The organism is Kitasatospora sp. NPDC088391 (assembly GCF_044753345.1).
Taxonomy (GTDB): Bacteria; Actinomycetota; Actinomycetes; order Streptomycetales; family Streptomycetaceae; genus Kitasatospora.
Window position 1 is genome coordinate 607,911 of the sequence record NZ_JBIVNB010000002.1, and the last position, 17,926, is coordinate 625,836.

Below are 17,926 nucleotides of genomic sequence, written 5' to 3' on the forward strand. Positions count from 1 at the left end.
CGCGCCGCGCGCGGGGGGGCCGGGCCCGGCGGGGGGCCCGGCCCGCGCCCCCCGCCCCCCCCCCCCCGGGGGGGGGGGGGGGGCGCGGCGCCCCCCCCCCCCCCCCCCCCCCCCCCGCCACTTCGCGTTCCCGGGCCCGCCCGGCGCCGTCCGGTGCGGTCCGGTGCGCCGTCCGATGAGTCACAGCTGCGTAACCCCGCCTTGACGCGGGTGACGCCAGGGGGAGAAGCTTCCGCATGTCGGTCGGCATTGTCGAACGGCGGACGTTCCAACTGATCCCACCCAGCTTTCGTCCGCACAGTGATCGACCGATCACCTGCCCCCACCCCGCTCCTCCGGGCCCTCAGGACAAGGGAGTCTCTGTGTCCGCGTTCTCCAACGGCGACATCTTCGTCGGCGAAACACTCGGCACCGCCGCACTGGTACTGCTCGGCGGCGGCGTCTGCGCCGCCGTCACCCTCAAGAAGTCCAAGGCGATCAACGCCGGCTGGCTGGCGATCACCTTCGGCTGGGGTTTCGCCGTGATGATCGCCGCCTACATGTCGGCGCCGAAGTCCGGGGCGCACCTCAACCCCGCGGTCACCCTGGCGATCGCCGCGGACAGCGGCGACTGGAGCAAGGTCCCGGTCTACCTCGGCTCCCAGCTGCTCGGCGCGATGATCGGCGCGGTGCTGGTCTGGGTCACCTACCTCGGCCAGTTCCAGGCCAACGAGGAGCCCACCCTCGGCATCTTCTCCACCGGTCCGGAGATCCGGAACCCGATCCAGAACCTGCTGACCGAGATCATCGGCACCACGGTGCTCTGCCTGGCGATCCTCACCCAGGGCCTGACCAAGGGCCTCGGCCTGTCCGGCACCGGCATCCTGATCGTCGCCTTCACCGTGGTCGGCATCGGCCTCTCGCTCGGCGGCCCGACCGGCTACGCCATCAACCCGGTCCGCGACCTCGGCCCGCGCATCGTGCACGCGCTGCTGCCGATCCCGAACAAGGGCGGCTCCGACTGGTCCTACGCCTGGATCCCGGTGGTCGGCCCGGCCGTCGGCGGCCTGCTGGCCGGCTTCCTGTACCACGTCGCGTTCTGACCCGGCGCGTCCCGACCCCGCGCGTTCCCACCCGCTTCCCTCACCCAGAGCCGAGGACCCCCGCATGACTGCCAACTACATCGCCGCGATCGACCAGGGCACCACCTCCAGCCGCTGCATCGTGTTCGGCGCGGACGGCCGGATCGTCTCCGTCGACCAGCAGGAGCACTCGCAGATCTTCCCGCAGCCCGGCTGGGTCGAGCACGACGCCGCCGAGATCTGGACCCGCGTGCAGTCCGTGGTTCGCGGCGCCCTGGAGAAGGCCGGTCTGACCAAGGACGACATCCGCGCCGTCGGCATCACCAACCAGCGCGAGACCACGGTGTTGTGGGACAGGCACACCGGTGAGCCGGTGCACAACGCGCTGGTGTGGCAGGACACCCGGACCGAGGCGCTCTGCCGGGAGCTGGGCCGCAACGTGGGCCAGGACCGGTTCCGGCGGGAGACCGGCCTGCCGCTGGCCTCGTACTTCGCCGGGCCGAAGATCCGCTGGCTGCTGGACAACGTCGAGGGCCTGCGCGAGCGCGCCGAGGCCGGCGACATCCTGTTCGGCACCATGGACACCTGGGTGATCTGGAACCTGACGGGTGGTGTGAACGGCGGCAAGCACGTCACCGACGTCACCAACGCCTCCCGCACCATGCTGATGAACCTGCACACCCTCCAGTGGGACGAGAAGATCGCCGAGTCCATGCAGGTGCCGCTCGCGGTCCTGCCGGAGATCCGGTCCTCCGCCGAGGTCTACGGCGAGGCCGTCGGCGACCTGGCGGGCGTCCCCGTCGCCTCCGCGCTCGGCGACCAGCAGGCCGCGCTGTTCGGGCAGACCTGCTTCGACGAGGGCGAGGCCAAGTCGACGTACGGGACGGGAACGTTCCTGCTGCTGAACACCGGCGAGAAGATCGTCAACTCGTACCACGGGCTGCTGACCACGGTGGGCTACCGGATCGGCGACCAGGCCCCGGTCTACGCGCTGGAAGGCTCCATCGCCGTCACCGGGTCGCTGGTGCAGTGGCTGCGCGACCAGCTCGGCATCATCTCCACCGCCGCCGAGATCGAGACCCTCGCCAACACCGTCGCGGACAACGGCGGCGCCTACTTCGTGCCCGCCTTCTCCGGCCTGTTCGCCCCCTACTGGCGCTCCGACGCCCGCGGCGTGATCGCCGGCCTGACCCGGTACGTCACCAAGGGCCACCTGGCCCGCGCCGTGCTGGAGGCCACCGCCTGGCAGACCCGCGAGGTCGTCGACGCCATGCAGAAGGACTCCGGGGTCACGCTCACCGCGCTGAAGGTCGACGGCGGCATGACCAGCAACAACCTGCTGATGCAGAACATCGCGGACGTGCTGGACGCCCCCGTCGAGCGCCCCTACGTCGCCGAGACCACCGCGCTCGGCGCCGCCTACGCGGCCGGCCTGGCCGTCGGCTTCTGGAACGACCTCGACACCCTGCGCGCCAACTGGCACCGGGCCGCCGAGTGGACGCCCCGGATGGACGCCGCCACCCGCGACGCCGAGTACAAGAAGTGGCTCAAGGCCGTGGAGCGCACCATGGGCTGGGTCGAGGAGGACGAGGACAACAGCTGACGCACCACCAGCCGGTCGGGCCCCCGAGGCCCGGCCGGCCGGTCCCGTTCCACCCCAGGGCCCGCCGCACCGGGCCCGACCGGCCCTCCAGCAGGGGCCGCACCGCACACCGGAAGGAGACACGGCGCAGCCGACCAGGGCGCCGTACACACACCATGGCCACCATCCCGACGCTCGGCGCCGAGCGCACCCCCGGACACACCGCCTCCCGTGCCGCCACTCGCGAACTGCTCGGCCGGGCCACCTACGACCTGCTGGTGATCGGCGGCGGCATCCTCGGCACCGCGACCGCCTGGACCGCCGCCCAGGCCGGCCTCAAGGTCGCCATGGTCGACGCCGGCGACTTCGCCGGCGCCACCTCCTCCGCCTCGTCCAAGCTGGTGCACGGCGGGCTGCGCTACCTGCAGACGGGTGCGGTGAAGCTGGTCGCCGAGAACCACAAGGAGCGCCGGGCGCTGGCCACCGACGTGGCCCCGCACCTGGTCAACCCGCTGACCTTCTTCGTCCCCGTCTACAAGGGCGGCCCGCACTCCGCGCCCAAGCTCGGCGCGGGCGTCTTCCTGTACTCGGCGCTGTCCGCGTTCCGCGACGGCATGGGCCGGGTCTCCACCGCCGCGCACGCCGCCCAGCAGGTCCCGGCGCTGCGCACCGAGGGGCTGCGCTCGGTCGCGGTCTACGGCGACCACCAGATGAACGACTCCCGGGTCGCCGTGATGACGGTCCGGGCCGCCGTCGAGGCCGGCGCGGTGGTGCTCAACCACGCCGAGGTCACCGGCCTGCGCTTCACCCGCGGCCGGGTCACCGGCGCCGAGCTCAAGGACCGCCTGGACGGCGCCGAGTTCGGCGTCGACGCCCGGCTGGTGCTGAACGCCACCGGCCCGTGGGTCGACCACCTGCGCAAGCTGGAGGACGCCGGCTCCGCCCCGTCGATCCGGCTCTCCAAGGGCGCGCACGTGGTGGTCAAGCGCCGCACCCCGTGGCGGGCCGCGCTGACCATCCCGATCGACAAGTACCGGGTGTCCTTCGCCATCCCGTGGGAGGACCACGTCCTGCTCGGCACCACCGACGAGGAGTACACCGGCGACCCGCTGGACGTCCGCGCCACCGAGGCCGACGTCGACCAGATCCTCGACGAGGCCGGGCACGCGATCCGCGACGAGCACCTCGACCGCTCGCTGATCACCTACTCCTTCGCCGGCCTGCGGGTGCTGCCCGGCGGCCCCGGCGACACCGCCGCCGCCAAGCGCGAGACCGTGGTCACCGAGGGCCGCGGCGGCATGCTGTCGGTCGCGGGCGGCAAGTGGACCACCTACCGGCACATCGGCCGGGTCGTCCTGGAGAAGCTGAAGAACGCCCCCGGCGTCGGCCTGGCCGAGGACGTCTCGCCGATCCCCGCCACCGTCCCGCTGCCCGGCATCGGCGCGCCGAACGCCGTCGCGCACCGGCTGCTGATCGACCGCGAGCCGGGCTCCCGGATGGACCCGCTGATCGCCCGCCACCTCGCCTCGCACTACGGCACGCTCTCCTTCGACCTGGCCCGGGCGATCGCCGAGGACCCGGCGCTCGGCGAGCCGGTCCACCCCGACGGCCCCGACGTGTGGGCGCAGGTCGCCTACGCGGCCGACAACGAGTGGGCGTACACCGTGGACGACGTGCTGCGCCGCCGCACCACCATGACGGTGCGCGGCCTGGACACCCCCGAGGTGCGCGAGCAGGTGGCGGCCTTCCTGGCGAAGCGCGGGCAGAAGTAGCGGCGGCGCCGAGGGCCTCCCGGGAATGCCGAGAAGTTTAGGTTTGCTAATGGTGAGCAAGGCTCGTTAAGCTCGGGCCCGCTCCTGTCCGCAGACCCCCGGGAGGCCCCCGTGCAACTCCACCGGATCGACTGGACCCCGCCGGAGGAACGGCAACCCGCCCAGGTGCGCCGCATCCTCCGGCTGTTCCGGCCGTACACCGGGCGGCTCGGCGCGGTCGGCCTGCTGGTCGCGCTCTCCGCCCTGGTGTCCGTGGTGACGCCGTTCCTGCTGCGGGCCGTCCTGGACACCGCGATACCCGAGCGGCGCACCGGACTGCTCAGCCTGCTGGTGCTCGGCATGATCGCCGCCGCCGTCGTCACCAGCGTCCTCAACGTGCTCCAGACGCTGATCTCCACCACCGTCGGCCAGCGCGTCATGCACGACCTGCGCACCTCCGTCTACGCGCACCTGCAGCGGATGTCGCTGGCCTTCTTCACCCGCACCCGCACCGGCGAGGTGCAGTCCCGGATCGCCAACGACATCGGCGGCATGCAGGCCACCGTCACCGGCACCGCCACCTCGCTGGTCTCCAACCTCACCGCCGTGGTCGCCAGCGTCGTCGCGATGGTCGCCCTCGACTGGCGGCTGACCGTCGTCTCGCTGCTGCTGCTCCCGCTGTTCGTCTGGATCAGCCGCCGGGTCGGCCGCGAACGCAAGAAGATCACCGGCGAGCGGCAGCGCCAGCTCGCCGTGCTCTCCTCCGCCGTCCAGGAGTCGCTGTCCGTCAGCGGCGTCCTGCTCGGCCGCACGATGGGCCGCTCCGACTCGCTCACCCGCGAATTCGCCCACCAGTCCGACGAGTTGGCCGGACTGGAGGTCCGCGCCAGCATGGCCGGGCGGTGGCGGATGTCCACCATCGGGATCGTGATGGCCGCGATGCCCGCGCTGATCTACTGGGCGGCCGGCCTGGCCACCGCCACCGGCGCCCCGATCGTCTCGCTCGGCACCCTGGTCGCCTTCGTCTCGCTCCAGCAGGGCCTGTTCCGCCCCACCGTCGGCCTGCTCTCCACCGGCGTCGAGGTGCAGACCTCGCTCGCCCTGTTCCAGCGGATCTTCGAGTACCTCGACCTCCCGGTCGAGATCGACGAACCCGAGCACCCCGTCCACCTCGACCGCGTCCGCGGCGACGTCCGCTTCGAACACGTCGAGTTCCGCTACCGCCCCGACCAGGAGCGCCCCACCCTCACCGGCATCGACCTGACCGTCCCGGCCGGCGGCTCGCTCGCCGTGGTCGGCGGCACCGGCGCCGGCAAGTCCACCCTCTCCTACCTGGTGCCCCGGCTCTACGACGTCACCGGCGGCCGGGTGCTGATCGACGGCGTCGACGTCCGCGACCTGTCCTTCGAGACCCTGACCCGCGCCGTCGGCGTGGTCTCCCAGGAGACCTACCTGTTCCACGCCTCGGTCGCCGACAACCTGCGCTTCGCCAAGCCCGACGCCACCGACGAGGAACTCGTCGAGGCCGCCCGGGCCGCCCAGGTCCACGACATGATCGCCGCCCTCCCCGAGGGCTACGACACCATGGTCGGCGAACGCGGCTACCGCTTCTCCGGCGGCGAGAAGCAGCGCCTCGCCATCGCCCGCACCGTGCTGCGCAACCCGCCCGTGCTGATCCTCGACGAGGCCACCAGCGCCCTCGACAACCGCACCGAACTCGCCGTCCAGCAGGCCCTGGACGCCCTCGCCGCCGGCCGCACCACCCTCACCATCGCGCACCGCCTCTCCACCGTCCGGGACGCCGACCGGATCGCCGTCCTGGACGGCGGCACCGTCGCCGAACTCGGCACCCACCAGGAACTGCTCGACCTGGACGGCCGCTACGCGGCGCTGCTGCGCCGGGAGGCCCCGGACCCGGTGGAGGCGGCGGGCTGACGCCCCGTCAGCCCCGGAAGGCGGCCGGGCGCTCCGGGGAGGCCGCGGCGAGCGCCTCGGTGACGCCCTCGACGCCCGCCCGCAGGCCGTAGACCGGGGTGTCCGGCTGCTGGCGCCAGGAGTCGTCGATGCCGCCCGCGTCGACGGTGTCGAAGCCCAGGGCGTCGATCAGCTCGCGCACCAGCCGCTTGGCGGCCGGGTCGTCGCCCGCGACCGGGAGGGCGATCCGCTCCGGGTCGCCGACCGGGCGGGGCGCGTCCAGGATGTCCTGCGCGTAGGTGCCGTTGAACGCCTTCACCACCGGGTGGCCGAGCTGGCGTTCGACCCAGCGGCTCTCGGTCAGGCCCTCGTCCTCGATGCCGGCGATCCGGCCGTCCCGCTGCTGCGGGTAGTAGTTGTTGGTGTCCAGCAGGACGAAGCCCTCGGCCGCGCCCGCCAGCACGCCCTCCGGCAGGTCGGGGACGTTCTTCAGCGGGACGGTCACCACGACCAGTTCCGCGCCCTCGGCCGCCTCGGCGACCGTCACGGGGGTGGCGCCGGTCTCCGCCGCCAGTTCGGTCAGGGTGTGCGGGCCGCGCGAGTTGGCCACCGCGACCCGGTGCCCGAGGGCGGTCAGCCGCCGGGTCAGGTTGCCGCCGATGTTGCCCGCGCCGATGATGCCGATCCTCATGGGTGCACTCCGTGCTGCTCGGTCCGGTGAATCCTCCGGGACGCGCACGCGGTGCGCTCCCCGTGGGATGCCGAACCGGGCCGCCCGCCCGATTGTTCCCGGCCTTCCCGGACGGGCGGTTCGGGCGGGGTGACGGAGCGTCAGGCGGCCTTCGGGGACTCGTTGTACTGCTCGGCCAGCTCCTGGCCGGAGAGCGCGTGGATGGCGGCCATCACCTCGTCGGTGACCTGGCGTCGGACCTTCGCCGAGCGGGCCTGGCCGTGCAGTTCGTCGAAGTGCAGCGGCTCGCCGAAGCGCACCGTGATCTTCCGCAGCCGGGGGATCCGCTTGCCGACCGGCAGGATGTGCTGCGGGCCCTCCAGCGCCACCGGCACCACCGGGACGCCCGCGGTCAGCGCCAGCCAGGCCACCCCGGTCTTGCCGCGGTACAGCCGGCCGTCCAGCGAGCGGGTGCCCTCGGGGTAGATGCCGAAGGCCCGGCCGGAGTCCAGGATGCGCAGGCCCTCGTCCAGCGAGGCGGTGGCGGCCCGGACGCTGCCGCGCTCCACCGGCACCGCGTTGATCACCCGGGTGAAGAACACCCGGGAGACGGCGCCCTTGAGGCCCTTGCCGGTGAAGTACTCGGCCTTCGCCAGGAAGAACACCTGGCGCGGCGCGGCCAGCGGGATCACCACGCTGTCCACGAACGACAGGTGGTTGCTCGCCAGGACCACCCCGCCCTTGCGCGGCACGTTCTCCAGGCCCTCGATGGTCGGGCGGTACAGCGCCTTCGCCAGGGGCTTGAGCACGAGCTTGGTGACGAGGTCGATCACTGGCCCTCCCCGGCCGGACGTCGGCGCCGACCGGCAGGCGCCGGGCAGCCGTCCGCCCGGGCGGGGCGGAGCGCACTACTCGGCGGTAGGTCGGACCTTTGGTTTCGAAACGGCAGACTACGACACCCACCCCGTGGCCCGTCCACCACCCACCGCGACCGGACGGCTGCGATCCTCGTCACGTCCGCCTGTCGGAACGCCGGCGTCCCGACAGGTGGGACGGAAGAAGGGGCGGGCCGGTGCCGGCGGCGGGCCGACGGGGCGTCAGGAGCGGCCCGGGCGGAGGCGTCGGGCCGTCGCGGCGGGCAGCCGGGCGGCCCGGCGGAGCAGGTCGTGGGCGCGGCGGGAGCCGCGGGCGGCCAGGCGGTACTGGAGGCCGCGCAGGCCGGGGGGGAAGCCGTGGCCGGCCGGGCGGTGGCGGGCGAAGTGCTCGGTGATCCGGGCGAAGAACTCCGGGCGGAGCGCGTCCGGGACCAGCCCGGGGGTGTCGTAGACGGTCAGCGCCTGCTTGGCGGTGCGGTCGAAGACCAGCCCGCGCAGCCGGTCCGCCCGCCCGTCGCGGTCCAGGAAGGCGAAGATCGCGTCGTACTGGGCGAAGGCGTCGGCGTGCTTGGGCGAGGAGGTGGCGGTGATCGCGCCGGGGCGGCCGCGCCGGTAGTGGTAGCAGACCCGGTCGAGGTAGCGCAGCCGGTCGGCGGCGAGCAGCAGCGGGTAGGTGACCGAGATGTCCTCGTAGTAGCCGCGGCCGAAGTGCACGTCCAGGTCGAGCAGGTACTGGCGGCGCATCACTTTGTTCCACACCGCGAGCACCGCGTTGAACAGCGCGGGGTGCTCGGCGGCGGTGCAGCCCTCGACCAGCGGGGAGTCGGCCAGCACCCGGCGCCACGGGTTCGGCCCGGTGCCGCCGTCGTGGTAGACGTGCGTGAAGTCGGTGAGCAGCACGTCGGCGGGCACCGCCCGGGCGGTCTCGGTGCGCAGTTCGGCGAGGACCGCGTCCACGGTGCCCGCGGGCAGCCAGTCGTCGCTGTCGACGAACCAGACGTAGGTGCCGGTGGCCTCGGCCAGGCCGGCGATCCGGGCCCCGCCCAGGCCCTGGTTCTCGGTCAGGTGCAGCACCCGCGTCCGCGGGTCGGCGGCGGCGTGCGCGTCCAGCAGGGCGCCGCAGCCGTCGGGGGAGAGGTCGTCGACGGCGATCAGCTCGACCTCGCCGGGGGCGGCGCCGTCGGCCCGGAGCGACTCCAGGCACTGCGGGAGGAAGCGCTCCACGCCGTGAACGGGCAGGACGATGCTGAGCAGCGGTGGCACGTGCGTTCACTCCGCGAAGGGACGGGGGTTCCGGCGGGGTCGCCCGGTGGGCCCCACTCTACGGCCGGACCGCGGCACCCCGGGCGCAGGTGGTCGGGGTGGCCGGGATGCCGCGGGCGGCGCGGAACGCGACCGCCGGTGCCGCGCCGTACCAGCGGCGGCACCGGCAGCCCGGTTCGGCGGTCCGACCGACCCTCAACGATCGACCGCCGGTCCGTCCACCGCGGAGGAGTCGGGCCGCCGCAGCGTCGAGACGGCCGGAAAGTGACTCACCGCGGGGTCGGAAGTCCCGCACGGGACGGCCGGGTGATTCGTTCATGTTCGTTCAGACTCGAAATCACCCGACCGTGGATGAGCGGATGTTCTCCGCTTTCCCGTGTCGATACAGATATTGCTTGGAGGTTTCAGCCACGTCAATCCCTCGTATGTGTTCAATTTCTGAACACTGGGTGACGTGCCCGGCCGGCGGCCGCGCGCAAGGCATTGCCCGCTCCGCGAGCCGCTCCTATATTGACGCAACGTCTCACAGGGGGAGCGAGTCGCCATGGACACCACACTGCCCGTCCGGCCGGTCAGCCCGGTCCTGAAAGCGCTCATGCTCGGCCCGCTCGCGGCCGCCGCCTGCTGGACCTTCCTCACCCTGTGGCCCGCCGCCGGCTCCACCGACGCCCTCTTCGCCTGGCGGATGTCCCCCGTCACCGCGGCCCTGCTCGGCTCCGCCTACGGCGGCGCCGCCGTCATGCTGGCCCTCGCCGTCCGGGCCCGCAGCTGGGCCGACGTCCGGGTCGCCACCGCCGCCAGCGCCCTGCTGATGGTACTGATGGCCGCCAGCACCCTGGCCGACCGGGACACCCTGCACCTCACCGGCGGCGCCCTGCTCGGCTTCCTCGCCGCCTGGGGCTGGCTCGCCGTCCACCTCGCCGCCCTCCCGATCGGCCTGGTCGCCCTCGGCGCCCAGCTCCTCACCCGCGGCCCCGCTCCCGTCCGCACCCCCCGGCTGCCCTGGTGGGTCGCCGCCCCCATGGTCGGCGGCGGCGCCCTGCTCGCCCTGCTCGGCCTGGTCCTGGCACTGCGCCCCGACGCGCTCGCCCCGCACTGGCCGTGGGCGGCCCGCCCGCTCGACGTCCGCGCCCTCGGTGCCTGGACCCTCACCTTCGGCACCGCCCTGCTGCTCGCCAGCCGGGAGGCCGAACTGCGCCGGGTCCGCAGCGGAATGGCCGCCCTGGTGCTCACCGGCCTGCTCGGCCTGGCCGGCCTGGTCCGCTACGGCGACCGGATCTCCTGGGAGCTGCCCGCCGCCTGGATCGCCGTTCTGGTGCTCACCGGGCTGCTCGGCCTCGGCCTGTGCGGCTACGGCGTCTCCGCCCTGCTCGACCCGCCCCGCGACCCGTGGCACCCGCGCGGCGCGGCGGAGTTCGGCGAGGTCGAGGAGGTCGAACTGGGGTGAACGCCCCGTCCGTCCGTGCGCCCCGCGCACCGGACACGCCCGGCGCGCCCCGCGAACACCCCGGACCGCCGCGGCACCTGACGGCAGGTCAGCGCGTCGATGGTGCACCATCAACCGATGCGCAGTCGTGACCGATTCCCGGGCTGCCCGCTGGACCACCGCCCGGGTTCGCACGATACGGTGGCAGAACACCAGGACGGTTGTGTGAAGGCGGTCCCGGGCGGATAGTCTTCGCCACACGGCCCTGGCGCCTCGTAGGGGTGGGAATCAGATGGAACACATGCAAGTGCGGACGCGGCCCCGGGTGCCCGCGATCCAGTGCGGCGTCGGCACCACCGGCCGCCGGATCGACCGGCACCTCGCCGTCCTCGGCGCGCCCGCGCTGTCGACGGTCGACACGGCGGAAGCGCTCGGCCTGATAAGGGAACTGACACCGCGCGGCCCCGGTGTGCCCGCCGCCGCGGTCGCACCGCGCCGGATGGTGCGGCTCTCCCTGATGGCCCCGCTGCGCCGCCTCAAGCGGAGCCTGTTCGGCAACCGCCGCTAGCGGTACCGGCGTACCGGGCGGTCCGCCGCCCGCGCGCCCACCCGACGGACCGGGAGTCCGTCGGGCCTTCGGCGTCCCCGCGACCGGTCCGGCGCGGGTTCGACGCCCCGGGCCGGGCGGTGGCGCGCCGTGGCGGGTGCTGGCGCGGCCTGGCGGGTCTCCTGGCGGTGCACTGGCGTTCGGCCTGCGCCCCTACGGGCGGACGGCCAAGATCGGCCAGGATGGCCCCATGTCCGACACCTTCCACACCCAGACCCTCGACCTGGCCACCGGCCGCGAGGAAGTCGCCCTCGACGTCACCGACCGGTGCCACGCCTTCCTCCGCGAGGTCGCCGACGGCCGCGACGGCCTGCTCAACGTCTTCGTCCCGCACGCCACCGCGGGCATCGCCGTCATCGAGACCGGCGCCGGCAGCGACGAGGACCTGCTCGCCGCCCTGCGCGACCTGCTCCCCGCCGACGGCCGCTGGCGCCACCGGCACGGCAGCCCCGGCCACGGCCGCGACCACGTCCTGCCCGGCCTGGTCGCCCCGCACGCCACCCTCCCCGTCGTCAACGGCCGGATCGCGCTCGGCACCTGGCAGTCCGTCGTACTGATCGACACCAACGGCGACAACCCGCACCGCAAGCTCCGGCTCTCCTTCCTCGGCTGACGCCCCGTCGGCCCGGCCGCCGCCGCGCCCACGGGACGGGGCCGGGGCGGAAGGGCACCCTCCGGCGGGTCGGGCCCAGCAGGGCGGACCCGGGCCGGTCCGCCCCTCGGGCGGGCGACGCGTCCGGGAGCGGCGCGGCGTACCCTGTCCGGCATGGGAGAGCCGCCGAAGACCCGGGACGCCGCCGCGGAGACCGCCGCGGACGCCGCCGCCGAGCAGGTGTGCGAGGTGTCCGCCGACCCCGAACAGGCACTGCGCGGGCTGACGCCCGGCGGGGCGGGGGAACGGGCGTCGTGCGTGCTGTGCGGCGCGGAGACCGAGCACCCGGCCGGAACGCCCGGGAGCACGCTCTGCCCCGTCTGCACCTGGCAGCAGGCCCAGCGTGCCGCCTGCTCCGGCTGACGGAGGATCAGGAACCGTGCCGAACGGGCTGCTGGAGCGGCCGCACGCCGTGCTCTCCTACAGTGTCGCCGGGAGCGGACCGCTGGCCGTGCACGCGCACGGGGCGCTCTCCAGCCGGGCGCACGAGGACCGGGCCGGACTCTTCGACTGGACGCCGCTGACCGCCCGCCACCGCTTGGCCCGCTACGACGCGCGCGGACACGGCGACTCCACCGGCCGGGCCGAACCCGCCGACTACACCTACCCCGCGCTCGCCGCCGACCTGCTGGCGCTCTGCGACCACCTCTCGCCCGACGCCCCCGTCACCGGCCTCGGCGCGTCCATGGGCACCGCCACCGTGCTGTGGGCCGCGCTGGCCCGCCCCGAGCGCTTCGACCGCCTGGTCCTCGCCATCCCCGCCGTCGCCTGGGAGGCCCGCACCCCCCGGCGCAACGGCCTGCGGGCCGTCGCCACCCTGGTGGAACGGCGCGGCCGGGGCGCGCTGGACGCCGTCGCCCGGGTCGCCGGACCGCCCGCCGTGCTCGCCGAAGTCCCCCAGTACACCACCGAGTTCGACCTCGCCCCGGAACTGGTCCCGGCCGCGATGCGAGCCGCCGCCGAAGCCGACCTCCCCACCCCCGACCTGCTGCGCACCCTCCCGCACCCCGTCCTGCTCCTCGCCTGGGACACCGACCCCGTCCACCCCCTCGCCACCGCCCGCACCCTCGCCACCCACCTCCCCGCCGCCCGCCTGCACGTCTCCCGCACCCTGACCGACATCCGCACCTGGGGCCGACGCGCGGCCGACTTCCTGACGGAGGAGTGAACCGCACCGCGGAACCGGTCACCGTCCCCGACCACCACCTCGACACCCTGCTCACCGCCCCGGGCCTCGGCCCGGAGGCGTACGTCCACCACCTCCGCGTCGAGTACGAGCACACCTCAACGGCCGGACGCTGGAGGACCGGCACCCGAAGCGCGACCGATCTCCCGTCAGGTGGCCTCGCGGGTGGTGTGGTGGAGGGTGGAGCCGTTGCGGTGCTTGCGGACCAGGAGCTGGGTGGGGACGCGGGTGCGGAGGTCGGGGACGTGGCTGACGATGCCGACGGCGCGGTCGTGTTCGCGGAGGGAGTCGAGGACGTCCATCACCTCTTCGAGGGCGTTCTCGTCGAGGGTGCCGAAGCCCTCGTCGATGAAGAGGGTGTCCAGGGGCATGCCGCCGGCCTCGTCGGTGACCACGTCGGCGAGGCCGAGGGCGAGGGCGAGGGAGGCGAAGAAGGACTCGCCGCCGGAGAGGGTGGCGGTGTCGCGTTCGCGGCCCGTCCAGGCGTCGACCACGTGGAGGGAGAGGCCGGAGCGGCGGGTGCCGGCGACCAGGCCGTCGCTGTGGACCAGGGTGTAGCGGCCGCCGGACATCTTCAGCAGGCGGCGGCTGGCCGCCGCCGCGACCTGTTCCAGCCGGGCCGCCAGGACGTACGACTCCAGGCGCATCCGCAGCGCGTTCTCCGCCGGGGCCCCCGCCAGCAGGGCGGCCAGCCGGCTGACCCGGGCGTAGGCGTCCAGCACCGGGGCGAGGGCGGTGGCGAGCGCCGCCAGTTCGCGGCCGATCCGGGCCAGGGCGTCGACCCGGTCCACGGCGGTGCGGTGCGTCGCGTCCGCCGCCCGCAGGACGGCGGTGGCCCGCTGCTCCGCCGCGCGCGCCGAACCGGCGTCGGCGGGCGGGAGTCCGGCCGCCGCGAGCAGTTCGGGATCGGCCAGCCGGGCCCGGTTCCGCTCCAGCGCGGCGTCCAGGTCCTCGAACCGCCGCCGCAGCGCCTCGCGTTCGTACGGGGGCAGCACGGCCGCCGCGAGCGCCGCCGGGTCGGCGAAACCGGCGTCCCGCGCGGACCGGGCCAACGCCTCGGTGGCCCGGGCCAGTTGGTCGGCCGCCCCGGCGCCGGTACGGGCCGCGGCCAGCACCGCCGTGACGGCGCCCGCCAGTTCGGCGACCGCCGCGCCGCGCACCGCCACCGACGGGGCGTCGCCCCGGGCGGCGGCGACCCGCCCCGCCAGGGTGTCGAGTTCGACGGCGAGCGTGCCCAGCCGGTCGGCCAGCACCGCGCCGCGCTCGCCCGCCCGGCGCAGCCGCTCCCGGCGGGCCTCCCGCTCGCACTCCAGCCGCTCGACCTGCTGGCCCAGCGGCACCAGCCGCTCCGCGGTGTGCAGCGCCTCCCGCCGCTGCTCCGCCAACTCGGCGGCAGCGGAAGCGAGTTCGGCGACGCTGCGGCCGCCGGTGGCGGTCTCGGCGGCCGCCAGGTCGGCCCGCAGCCGGCCCGACCGCCCCTTGGCGGTGTCGAGTTCGGTCTCGGCCTGCTGCTGGGCGGCCCGGGCCCGCTGCTCGTCCGCGGCCGTCACCGGCTCGGCGTCCGGCCGGGCCGGGGCCGGGTGCTCGGCCGAACCGCACACCCGGCAGGGCGCGCCGTCCGCCAGCTGGGACGCCAACTCGGCCGCCATGCCCGCGAGTCGGCGCTCCTGGAGGTCGAGCGTGCGGGCCCGCGCGGACAGCGCGGCGTCCGTCCGGACCCGGCACTCGTCCTCGGCCGCCGCCAGTTCGACGAGCAGCCGCTCCCGGCGGTGCGCCGCCTCCTGGCGGGTCGTCAGTTCACGGTGCTGCCCGTCGAGCCGGTCGAGCAGGGCACGGGCGTCCCGGGCCGCGTCCAGTTCGGCGTGCACCTGCTTCAACTGCTCCTCGAAGCCCGACAGCCAGTCCTGCGACTCCTCGGCCAGGTCGTCGGCGCGGCGCTGCTCCGCGACCAGGTCGGCCCGTTCGACGGTGAGCCGGCGGTGCCGCTCCTCGTCGGCCCGGGCCGCCTCCAGCCCGGCCAGCTCCGCGCGCAGCCCGTCCTCGGCGGCGGCCAGCACGGCGGGCGGCGAGGACGGGGTGAGGCGGGGTGCGTCGGCGCGGGCGAGGGCGTCGGCGAGCAGGGCGGGGGCCCACGGGGCGTGGGCGAGGCGGGTGGCGAGGGCGGTACGGCGGGCGGACTCCTCGGCGGCGGCCGCGGTGTGGGCGGCGGTGGCGTCGCGGTGCAGGGAGCGCAACGGGGCCAGGGCCTCGGCGGCGAGGGCGGAGGTGAGCCGGTCGCGGTCGGCGGCGGCCTGTCCGGCGACGCCGGCGAGGCGCCGCTCGTCCTCCCGGGCGGTGCGGTGGCGCTGCTGACGGTCCGCCAACGCGCCCTCGGCGTCGGCCCGTTGCCGGGCCGCCGCGTGCGCGTCCTCGGCGGTGGCGAGCGCCAGCCCCGTCGCGGTGGCGCGTTCGGCGGCGGCGCTGCGCAGCATCGCCGCCCAGCCCAGGACGGCGCCGACCTCGGCGTCCTCGTCCGGGCGGTGCGCGGCCGGGTCCGCGGCGAGCGGGCCCGCGGCCTCCTCGGCCCGGGCCGCCAGGTCGCGCAGCTGCTGCCGCCCGGCCTGCACCCGGTGCTCCTGGCGGAGCCGGCGCTCGGCCGTCCAGCGCTCCAACTGCTCGAAGCGGGAGGTGTCGAAGAGCCGGCCGAGCAGGTCGGCGCGCTGCTTGGAGTCGGCCCGCAGGAAGCGCGCGAAGTCGCCCTGCGGCAGCAGCACCACCTGGCAGAACTGCTCGCGGCTCATCCCGATCAGCCGGGTCAGCTCCTCCCCGGCCTCCTGGTGCGAGCGGCTGACCCCGACCCAGCCCGGCGCGCCCGCCCCGGCGTCGGCGGCCCACTCGCGCAGCAGGGTCTGCGCCTTGTCCACGGTGTACCCGGAGCCGCGCTTCTTCGGCCGGGACTGCTCCGGGCTGCGGGTGATCTCCAGCCGCCGCCCGCCGAGCGTCGCCTCCAGCACCACCTCGGTGCGCACGCCCGGCTCGGCGTGGTCGCTGCGGACGCCGTTGTTGCGCCGGGTGCCGGGCAGCTCGCCGTACAGGGCGTAGCAGACCGCGTCCAGCACGCTGCTCTTGCCCGCGCCGGTCGCGCCGCGCAGCAGGAACAGGCCGGACGCGGACAGCCGGTCGAAGTCGACCCGCTCGGTTCCGGCGAACGGGCCGAACGCCGTGACGGTCAGCTGATGCAGCCTCAACGGGCCACCCCCTCAAGGGACTTCGAGCATCGACGGGGTCGGCCGGGCACGGTCACCGGCCGTTCTCCTCGGCCCGCCCGGCGGCCTCCCGGCGCACCGACTCCAGGCCCTCCAGCAGCCAGGCGTGCTCCCGGCCGTCCAACTCCCGGCCCGGTCGGACGTGGGAGACGAAGCCCTCCACCACCTCCTCGTCGGAGCGGCCGCGGACCCGCTGCGCGTACGACAGCACCGCGCCCTGCTCCCCGCCCTCCGGCTCGAACAGCAGCTGCAGGGTGTGCGGGAAGCGGCCGCGCAGCCGCTCCATCGGATCGGCCGGGCGGACCGGGTCGGTGAGCGTCGCCTGCACCCAGCACTCGCGCGCCCACTCGTGCCGGTCGGCGGAGAGCAACTCGTCGAGCGGGCCCTTCAACTGCGCGAGGCGCCGCGGCACCGGGCACGGGACGCGCCGGGCGTCCACGACGCCGTCGGCGCCCAGGTCGACCAGCCACATCGACTTCTCGTGGGAGGTCTCGGAGAAGGAGTACGCCAGCGGGGAGCCCGAGTAGCGCAGGTGCGGCGCCAGCGTCTGGCAGCCGTGCAGGTGGCCCAGGGCCGCGTAGTGCACGCCGTCGAAGACCGCGGCCGGGACGGACTCCACGCCGCCGACCGCGATGTCCCGCTCGCTGTCGCTCGGCGCGCCGCCGGTCACGAAGGCGTGCGCCAGCACGACGGCGCGGGTGCCCGCCGGGCGGGCGGCCAGGTCGGCGCGGACGGCGTCCATCGCCGCCGACAGCACCTGCTCGTGGCCGCCCCGGGACAGGCCGAGACGCTCGCGCACCAGCGCGGGCTCCAGGTACGGCAGGCCGTAGACCGCGACCGGGCCGTGCGCGTCCGCCAGCAGGACCGGCTCGGCGAGGGCGCCCGGGTCGGTGCGCAGGTGGATGCCCGAGCGCTCGATCAGCCGGGAGGCGACGCCGAGGCGGCGGGCCGAGTCGTGGTTGCCGCTGATGAAGACCGTCGGGACGCCGTGCTCGGACAGCCGCCACAGCACGTCGTCGAAGAGCGCGACGGCCTCCAGCCCCGGGAGCGCCCGGTCGTAGACGTCGCCCGCGACCAGCACCGCGTCGACCCGCTCGGCGACGGCGGTGGCCACCAGGTGGTCGAGGAAGACCCGTTGGGCCTCGTGCAGGTTCTCGCGGTGGAAGGACCGGCCCAGGTGCCAGTCCGAGGTGTGCAGCAGCCTCACGCCGACACTCCCCGCCGCATGCCCGTCACCCCTCGTCGATTCCACGCCGGTCCCACCGCCATCGAGTATCACAGGTCGGAACGACAGGGACCGACGGGACGGGAGGGGAAGGAGGGGGAGAGGCCGAAGCAGGGCGGTACGAAGGGTGGGCGGGTCGGAACGACAGGGACCGACGGGACGGGAGGGGAAGGAGGGGGAGAGGCCGAAGCAGGGCGGTACGAAGGGTGGGCGGGTCGGAACGACAGAGACCGACGGAGAGGGAGGGGAGGGAGGGGGAGAGGAGGAGAGGAGGAGAGAGGGGAAGCAGGGTGGGGCGGGGGTGGGCGGATCGGGGCGGCAGGGGGTCGGCGGGGCGGGAGGGGGAGGAGGGGAGAGGCGGTGCGGGAGCGGGGGAGAAGCGGGGCAGGGGTGGTGACCCGGGTGGCGGTCGGGGCTGTTCATCGGTCGGGTGTTCGGGGAAGATCATCGGATGACGGGGCCGGACGCC

Annotated in this window: 14 protein-coding genes; 9 read left to right on the top strand and 5 right to left on the bottom strand. The window is 74.9% G+C overall.

Annotation, left to right across the window (positions count from 1 at the left end; translation table 11 throughout):
- Positions 1–362: 362 nt before the first annotated feature.
- From ACIQBJ_RS07165 to ACIQBJ_RS07180, 4 genes are all read left to right on the top strand, one after another.
- Entirely contained in the window at positions 363–1,082 is a 720-nt protein-coding gene (locus ACIQBJ_RS07165; protein WP_400704917.1) for an MIP/aquaporin family protein, read from the top strand.
- A gap of 64 nt (positions 1,083–1,146) precedes the next feature.
- Positions 1,147–2,664 (top strand): glycerol kinase GlpK, encoded by a 1,518-nt coding sequence (gene glpK, locus ACIQBJ_RS07170; protein WP_400704920.1) that lies wholly within the window; start codon positions 1,147–1,149, stop codon positions 2,662–2,664.
- Between the two features lie 155 nt (positions 2,665–2,819).
- Positions 2,820–4,415: a glycerol-3-phosphate dehydrogenase/oxidase gene (locus ACIQBJ_RS07175; protein WP_400704923.1), complete on the top strand. Its 1,596-nt coding sequence runs from the start codon at positions 2,820–2,822 to the stop codon at positions 4,413–4,415.
- A gap of 111 nt (positions 4,416–4,526) precedes the next feature.
- Complete coding sequence (locus tag ACIQBJ_RS07180; RefSeq protein WP_400704926.1) at positions 4,527–6,329, top strand: ABC transporter ATP-binding protein; 1,803 nt, start codon at positions 4,527–4,529, stop codon at positions 6,327–6,329.
- A 7-nt stretch (positions 6,330–6,336) separates the two neighbouring features.
- Here the strand turns inward: ACIQBJ_RS07180 and ACIQBJ_RS07185 are convergent, their stop codons facing one another.
- The 3 genes from ACIQBJ_RS07185 to ACIQBJ_RS07195 all read right to left on the bottom strand — a co-directional run bounded on the left by ACIQBJ_RS07185 (position 6,337) and on the right by ACIQBJ_RS07195 (position 9,116).
- Positions 6,337–7,047, bottom strand: coding sequence for an NADPH-dependent F420 reductase (locus tag ACIQBJ_RS07185; protein ID WP_400704929.1), 711 nt, complete (start codon positions 7,045–7,047; stop codon positions 6,337–6,339).
- 92 nt (positions 7,048–7,139) lie between these two features.
- Positions 7,140–7,811, bottom strand: coding sequence for a lysophospholipid acyltransferase family protein (locus ACIQBJ_RS07190; RefSeq protein ID WP_400704931.1), 672 nt, complete (start codon positions 7,809–7,811; stop codon positions 7,140–7,142).
- Positions 7,812–8,075: 264 nt separating this feature from the next.
- Positions 8,076–9,116 carry a glycosyltransferase family 2 protein gene (locus tag ACIQBJ_RS07195; RefSeq protein WP_400704934.1) on the bottom strand — a complete coding sequence of 347 codons (1,041 nt, stop codon included), beginning with the start codon at positions 9,114–9,116 and terminating at the stop codon, positions 8,076–8,078.
- A 544-nt stretch (positions 9,117–9,660) separates the two neighbouring features.
- Here ACIQBJ_RS07195 and ACIQBJ_RS07200 point away from each other — a divergent pair.
- From ACIQBJ_RS07200 to ACIQBJ_RS07220, 5 genes are all read left to right on the top strand, one after another.
- The gene (locus ACIQBJ_RS07200; protein ID WP_400704937.1) at positions 9,661–10,563 is read left to right on the top strand and encodes a hypothetical protein; all 903 of its coding nucleotides are present in this window, start codon (positions 9,661–9,663) and stop codon (positions 10,561–10,563) included.
- A 271-nt stretch (positions 10,564–10,834) separates the two neighbouring features.
- Positions 10,835–11,110 carry a hypothetical protein gene (locus ACIQBJ_RS07205; protein WP_400704940.1) on the top strand — a complete coding sequence of 92 codons (276 nt, stop codon included), beginning with the start codon at positions 10,835–10,837 and terminating at the stop codon, positions 11,108–11,110.
- A gap of 229 nt (positions 11,111–11,339) precedes the next feature.
- Positions 11,340–11,762, top strand: a complete 423-nt coding sequence (locus tag ACIQBJ_RS07210; RefSeq protein WP_400704946.1) for a secondary thiamine-phosphate synthase enzyme YjbQ — start codon at positions 11,340–11,342, stop codon at positions 11,760–11,762.
- A 153-nt stretch (positions 11,763–11,915) separates the two neighbouring features.
- Positions 11,916–12,164, top strand: coding sequence for a hypothetical protein (locus ACIQBJ_RS07215; RefSeq protein WP_400705834.1), 249 nt, complete (start codon positions 11,916–11,918; stop codon positions 12,162–12,164).
- A gap of 16 nt (positions 12,165–12,180) precedes the next feature.
- On the top strand, positions 12,181–12,969 hold the full coding sequence (locus ACIQBJ_RS07220; protein WP_400704949.1) for an alpha/beta fold hydrolase: 789 nt from the start codon (positions 12,181–12,183) through the stop codon (positions 12,967–12,969).
- A gap of 167 nt (positions 12,970–13,136) precedes the next feature.
- Here ACIQBJ_RS07220 and ACIQBJ_RS07225 read toward each other — a convergent pair whose 3' ends face one another.
- Together ACIQBJ_RS07225 and ACIQBJ_RS07230 are read right to left on the bottom strand one after the other, a co-directional pair.
- Positions 13,137–16,214 (bottom strand): AAA family ATPase, encoded by a 3,078-nt coding sequence (locus ACIQBJ_RS07225; RefSeq protein ID WP_400704952.1) that lies wholly within the window; start codon positions 16,212–16,214, stop codon positions 13,137–13,139.
- 52 nt (positions 16,215–16,266) lie between these two features.
- Positions 16,267–17,439, bottom strand: coding sequence for an exonuclease SbcCD subunit D (locus ACIQBJ_RS07230; RefSeq protein ID WP_400704955.1), 1,173 nt, complete (start codon positions 17,437–17,439; stop codon positions 16,267–16,269).
- Between the last annotated feature and the right edge of the window lie 487 nt (positions 17,440–17,926).

Excerpts from the sequence above, each read along its gene's own strand:
- ACIQBJ_RS07210 (WP_400704946.1), top strand. The coding sequence starts at position 11,340 with ATGTCCGACACCTTCCACACCCAGACCCTCGACCTGGCCACCGGCCGC.
- glpK (WP_400704920.1), top strand. The coding sequence starts at position 1,147 with ATGACTGCCAACTACATCGCCGCGATCGACCAGGGCACCACCTCCAGC.
- ACIQBJ_RS07200 (WP_400704937.1), top strand. The coding sequence starts at position 9,661 with ATGGACACCACACTGCCCGTCCGGCCGGTCAGCCCGGTCCTGAAAGCG.
- ACIQBJ_RS07205 (WP_400704940.1), top strand. The coding sequence starts at position 10,835 with ATGGAACACATGCAAGTGCGGACGCGGCCCCGGGTGCCCGCGATCCAG.
- ACIQBJ_RS07175 (WP_400704923.1), top strand. The coding sequence starts at position 2,820 with ATGGCCACCATCCCGACGCTCGGCGCCGAGCGCACCCCCGGACACACC.
- ACIQBJ_RS07215 (WP_400705834.1), top strand. The coding sequence starts at position 11,916 with ATGGGAGAGCCGCCGAAGACCCGGGACGCCGCCGCGGAGACCGCCGCG.